Raw genomic sequence first — 3,751 nt, forward strand, 5'->3', positions numbered from 1 at the left:
TGAAATCTTATTGCACTTAATATCTCTTCATCATTTATATTAAACTTCTCCTTAGCTACTATAGGTCCAACTATACTATGCCAAAGCTCTGGTGTTTTTTTCTCACTTAATGTTAATTGTATATTATTTTCCTCTATTAGCTTCTTCATTTCTTCTTTTGACATATTCTTGCATACATCATGTAAAAGACCTGCCATTTCTGCCTTTTCTATATCAGCTCCATAAATTTCTGCAAGTTTCTTAGAGGTTGAAACTACGCCTAATGTATGCATAAATCTATTTTCTTTTAAATTATTTTTTAAGTAGTCATATATAATTTCTTTATCCAAAATATAACACCCCTTATTATTTATAAAGCTCTTCCCTTTCTATTATGTCTAAAACTCTATTTGGTAAGAAAAACTTAACATTTCTATTTTCTTTTATTCTTTTTCTAATATCTGTTGATGAGATATCTAAATCTCTTAGATTTAAAAATATAATTTTTGTTTTGTATTTATTTTCTATGTATTTCTTTTGTTTTTCTAATTCTCTATCATTAAATCCTGGTCTTTTAAATACAACTAAATTGGCCACTTTAAATATTTCATCTATTTTTGCCCAACTTTCTAATTCCATAAGGCAATCTGCCCCACTTATAAAAAATAACTCTACATCTTTTTCTTTAAAAACTTGCAGAGTCTCATAAGTATAACTTGGGGTAGCTTTCTTTACTTCATAATCTGATGATGTAAATCCTTCTATTCCTTTTATTCCTTCACACACCATTTCATACCTTAAAGCCCCCTCAGTAACCTTTTTTAAAGATTTATGAGGAGGATTTCCATTAGGCATGAATATAACTTCATCTAAATGTAGCTCTTCCATAGCAGCGTCTGCTATATATAAATGTGCTATATGAATAGGATCAAAGGTTCCACCGATTATCCCAAATCTTTTCATTTTATTTTTTTGGTATCTCTATTTTAGGATTCTTTTTTGACTCTTTATAGATTACTATTTTATTACCAATTGATTGTACCCCTTCAGCATTAACTGCCCTGCAGATAGTATCTGAAGCTTCTCTTGTATCTAAACCACTATTTTCTAATACTTTTATTTTAATAAGTTCTCTAGCTTCTAAAGCTTCTCTTATTTGTGTTAAAAAGTTATCCTCTATTCCATTTTTCCCTATTTGAAATATTGGGTCAATTCCGTGAGCAAGCTTTCTTAAATATGCTCTTTCTTTTCCTTTTAGCATGTAACTGCCTCCTATATACTATAATAAATATTCAAATTCAAAGTCATTAAGATTTACTACATCTCCATCTTGAATTCCAAGCTCTCTAAGGTCATTAAATATACCTTTATTCTTAAGAACTTTATGGAAGTATCTTAATGAATCAGCATCATTTACGTTAACAGCACTTAAAAGTCTATCTACAAAGCTTCCTTCAACATAGTAAGTGTCGTTTTCTTCACCTTTTTCAATTCTGATTTCATAAGTAAATCTTTTCTCTTCTGGAATGTATCTTTCTTCATCTGCAATTTCAAGAGTTGTAATTGGAATGTGCTTAAGCATTCTAGCTGCTTCTTTTATTACTGCATCTACATTATCTCTAGTTGCTGCTGACATTTTAAATACATTGTCATATCCTAATTCATTAACTTTTCTTTTAAACTCTTCAAATACTTCTTCATCATACACAAGGTCCATTTTATTTGCTACAACTATTTGTGGTCTATCCACTAATTTTACAGCATATCTTTTAAGTTCCTCATTAATTTTTAAGAAGTCTTCAAATGGATCTCTTCCCTCAAGTCCTGACATATCAACTACGTGTATTAAAAGTCTTGTTCTTTCAATATGTCTTAAGAACTCAAGACCTAATCCTACACCTTCACTAGCACCTTCAATAATCCCTGGAATATCTGCCATAACAAAAGGTTCAACACCATCTGCTGCAACAACTCCTAAGTTTGGTTTAAGTGTTGTGAAGTGATAGTTAGCTATCTTAGGTTTAGCTTTAGTTGTCATTGATAAGAATGTTGATTTTCCTACATTAGGGAAACCTAATAATCCTACATCTGCTAAAAGCTTTAACTCAAGAAGTACATTCATTTCTTCTCCTGGCATACCTGGCTCTGCAAAGTGTGGTGCCTGTCTTGTAGGTGTACAGAACTTAACATTTCCTTTTCCACCTTTTCCACCTTTTAATAAGATGTACTCATCATCTTTTTCTGAAAGGTCACAAATTATTTTGTTACTTTCTGCTTCTCTTACTATAGTTCCCATTGGTACTGTAATAATTAAGCTTTTTCCATCTCTTCCGTAACATTTAGACTCTCCGCCTCTTTGACCTTCTTCTGCTACGAACTTTCTTTTATATTTGAAATCCATAAGAGTTGTAATTCCAGTGTCAACTTTTAATATAACGCTTCCACCTTTTCCACCATCTCCTCCATCTGGTCCTCCAAGTGGTACGTACTTTTCTCTTCTAAAAGAAACAGCTCCGTCTCCACCTTTACCAGATTTTACGAATATCTTGGCCTTATCTATAAACATATACTCACCTATCCTTATGTAAAATCTATTTTTATTATTCCCTATCTATCTAATATTCAAACATTACACAGATTTTTCTTCTTAATTTTATAAAAAATAAAATTTAGTTTAATTATATCAATAATATTAGGTTTTAGATATAAAGAAATGGTAATTTATTTTTGCATATTTAAAAAAGCACCCGAATTACGGGTGCTTTTTGTATACAACTAAAATTATTCAGCTATTTCTATTGCAACAGGATAAACAGAAGCTTTCTTCTTGTCTTTTCCTACTCTTTCGAATCTAACTACTCCGTCAATTTTAGCGAATAAAGTATCATCCTTACCCTTTCCAACGTTGTTTCCTGGGTGGATTTTAGTTCCTCTTTGTCTTACTATGATGTTTCCAGCAAGTACGAATTCTCCGTCAGCTGATTTAACACCAAGTCTTTTTGACTCAGAATCTCTACCGTTCTTTGAGCTACCTACCCCTTTTTTGTGGGCAAATAATTGAAGGTTCATTATTAACATATCTACACCTCCTCTGTTTTAATATTTATATATTCTCTACGTCTATTAGTTCCTAATGTCTGATCTAAACCTATAACAACACTGTCTAAGCTAAGCTTAAATGTTTTAAGTAAAACTTGTGCTGACTCTAATTCTTCTACTGAAAAATCAGAAAGATCTAGTTTTAGGTATCCATCTCCAATATCATAAGTACAGTTAAGTTCTAAAACATTATCTAAACCTATGATAACACTTTGTGATAAGACTGAAACTGAGTTACAAATCATATCAAAAGCTTCACCTATTAGAAGTTCGTCACTTTGAAAGTCCCTTCCTTCTGGCATAGCGTGACTGTCAATAGTAAAACCTATTATCTTATCATTCTTAGAGTAAATCTTTGCGTTAATCATAGATTATGCTTCGATTTTTTCTATCATGATTTTAGTGTAAGGTTGTCTGTGTCCAGCTTTTCTTCTGTAATCCTTTTTAGGCTTATACTTGAAAACTGTAACCTTCTTAGCTTTTCCTTGTGCTACAACTTTAGCAACAACTTTAGCTCCTTCAACTACTGGAGTTCCAACTTTTAAAGTTTCTCCACCAACAGCTAATACTTCTGTTAATTCAACTGTTGAATCAACTTCAGCTTCTAATTTTTCTACGAATAATACGTCGCCCTCTTGAACTCTGTATTGCTTCCCACCTGTTTTTACTACTG

General features: G+C 31.6%; 7 protein-coding genes. All 7 read right to left on the reverse strand.

The window, feature by feature from the left end; translation table 11 throughout:
• Window positions 1–329: bis(5'-nucleosyl)-tetraphosphatase (symmetrical) YqeK (gene yqeK / locus ACRDDY_RS19445; RefSeq protein WP_438566560.1), on the reverse strand; the 329-nt coding region annotated here is incomplete at its 3' end.
• A 16-nt stretch (window positions 330–345) separates the two neighbouring features.
• Window positions 346–942: a nicotinate-nucleotide adenylyltransferase gene (nadD, locus tag ACRDDY_RS19450; RefSeq protein WP_438566561.1), complete on the reverse strand. Its 597-nt coding sequence runs from the start codon at window positions 940–942 to the stop codon at window positions 346–348.
• 1 nt (window position 943) lies between these two features.
• Window positions 944–1,240: a ribosome assembly RNA-binding protein YhbY gene (gene yhbY / locus ACRDDY_RS19455; RefSeq protein WP_438566562.1), complete on the reverse strand. Its 297-nt coding sequence runs from the start codon at window positions 1,238–1,240 to the stop codon at window positions 944–946.
• 18 nt (window positions 1,241–1,258) lie between these two features.
• On the reverse strand, window positions 1,259–2,545 hold the full coding sequence (obgE, locus tag ACRDDY_RS19460; protein ID WP_438566563.1) for a GTPase ObgE: 1,287 nt from the start codon (window positions 2,543–2,545) through the stop codon (window positions 1,259–1,261).
• A gap of 215 nt (window positions 2,546–2,760) precedes the next feature.
• Window positions 2,761–3,057 carry a 50S ribosomal protein L27 gene (rpmA, locus tag ACRDDY_RS19465; RefSeq protein ID WP_438566564.1) on the reverse strand — a complete coding sequence of 99 codons (297 nt, stop codon included), beginning with the start codon at window positions 3,055–3,057 and terminating at the stop codon, window positions 2,761–2,763.
• A 2-nt stretch (window positions 3,058–3,059) separates the two neighbouring features.
• Window positions 3,060–3,446, reverse strand: a complete 387-nt coding sequence (locus ACRDDY_RS19470) for a ribosomal-processing cysteine protease Prp (protein WP_438566565.1) — start codon at window positions 3,444–3,446, stop codon at window positions 3,060–3,062.
• 3 nt (window positions 3,447–3,449) lie between these two features.
• A partial coding sequence (gene rplU / locus ACRDDY_RS19475) for a 50S ribosomal protein L21 (RefSeq protein ID WP_438566566.1) occupies window positions 3,450–3,751 on the reverse strand: 302 nt, incomplete at its 5' end.

The sequence above is a fragment of the Clostridium sp. genome (assembly GCF_051656525.1).
Lineage (GTDB): Bacteria > Bacillota > Clostridia > Clostridiales > Clostridiaceae > Clostridium.

Bases quoted from the DNA above. Each gene is read 5' to 3' on its own strand.
- nadD (WP_438566561.1), bottom strand. From the start codon at position 942: ATGAAAAGATTTGGGATAATCGGTGGAACCTTTGATCCTATTCATATA.
- yhbY (WP_438566562.1), bottom strand. From the start codon at position 1,240: ATGCTAAAAGGAAAAGAAAGAGCATATTTAAGAAAGCTTGCTCACGGA.
- obgE (WP_438566563.1), bottom strand. From the start codon at position 2,545: ATGTTTATAGATAAGGCCAAGATATTCGTAAAATCTGGTAAAGGTGGA.
- rpmA (WP_438566564.1), bottom strand. From the start codon at position 3,057: ATGTTAATAATGAACCTTCAATTATTTGCCCACAAAAAAGGGGTAGGT.
- ACRDDY_RS19470 (WP_438566565.1), bottom strand. From the start codon at position 3,446: ATGATTAACGCAAAGATTTACTCTAAGAATGATAAGATAATAGGTTTT.